This is a genomic window from Methylobacterium sp. GC_Met_3 (assembly GCF_026540775.1).
GTDB lineage: Bacteria > Pseudomonadota > Alphaproteobacteria > Rhizobiales > Beijerinckiaceae > Methylobacterium.
The window spans coordinates 1-1246 of sequence record NZ_JALNUL010000150.1 but is presented as its reverse complement, the minus strand read 5'-3'; the positions used below and the strand labels follow the sequence as shown (position 1 = coordinate 1246).

Genomic DNA, 1246 nt, shown 5'->3' with positions numbered 1-1246 from the left:
TGACCTGACCGGCTGGCTTTGGACCGGGCTGATTGAGAGGATCAGCCAGGACCGGAGGAGTCGGACATGCGGCGAGGTCAGAAGACGAACGCGGAGCAGGTGGTGCTCAAGCTGCGCCAGATCGAGGTGCAGACGGCTCAGGGCAAGAGTTTGGCCCTTGCCTGCAGGGAGGCGGAAATCTCTGAGCAGAGCTATTATCGCTGGCGTAAGGAGTACGGCGGCCTGAAGGTCGATCAGGCCAAGAAGATGAAGGATCTGGAGCGCGAGAACGCCCGGCTTCGTCGCCTGGTAGCCGATTTATCTCTGGAGAAGCAGGTGCTGGCGGACGTCGCCTCGGGAAACTTGTAGCCCCCGAGCGACGCAGGCAGGCGGTGGACGGCATCCGGGAGAAATACGACCTCTCGGAACGTCACGCCTGCCGGATCGTCGGCCAGCATCGGGGCACGCAGCGCTACGTGTCCACGTTGCCGGCCGACGAGGATGCGCTGACCCGTGCCATCATCGCCTCGGCGTCCGAGTATGGGCGCTACGGCTACCGCCGCGTCACCGCGCTGCTGCAGGCAGCAGGATGGCAGGTGGGTAAGGATCGGGTTCAGCGCATCTGGCGTCGCGAGGGGCTTAAGGTCCCGCAGAAGCACCGACCACGCAGTCGCCTGTGGCTGAACGATGGATCCTGCGTGCGGCTGCGCCCGCTCCATCGCAACCACGTCTGGAGTTTTGACTTCGTCCAGGCCCGGACCCACGACGGACGTTCGCTCCGGATCCTGACGCTGATCGACGAGCATAGCCGGGCTTGTCTGGCGCTGAAGGTGGCGCGACGCATCAACAGCGTGGGCGTGATCGAGGCGCTGGCGGAGGCGATGTGCCTACACGGCATCCCGGAACACATCCGCTGCGACAATGGCCCCGAGATGATCTCGAAGGCGCTGCGCAAATGGGTCGCCAAAACTGGCTCACAGATCCAGTACATCGCACCAGGATCGCCGTGGGAGAACGGGTATTGTGAGAGCTTCAACGGCAAGCTTCGTGACGAGTGCCTACGCCAGGAGATCTTCTACTCGTTAAAGGAGGCGCAGATCGTGATCGGTCTGTGGCAAAACACCTATAACCGCGTCCGACCGCATTCGTCGCTGGGCTATCGGCCGCCCGCGCCCGTCAGCTACCCGGATCTGGCCTTCCGGCTACCCATGGCCGCCACCATGCAGTAGCCTCTCAATCGGCTCGGTCCAAAATACCGGTCAGGTCA

Annotated in this window: 1 protein-coding gene; it reads left to right on the top strand. The window is 63.3% G+C overall.

Going from position 1 to position 1246, the window contains the following annotated elements; all coding sequences use genetic code 11:
* The first annotated feature begins 66 nt into the window (after positions 1–66).
* Positions 67–1208, top strand: a protein-coding gene (locus tag OXS27_RS32235) for an IS3 family transposase (protein ID WP_267361731.1) whose coding sequence is annotated in 2 segments (ribosomal slippage) — positions 67–334 and positions 334–1208 — 1143 coding nt in all. Because the reading frame shifts where the segments join, the coding sequence is not laid out codon by codon here.
* Positions 1209–1246: the final 38 nt, after the last annotated feature.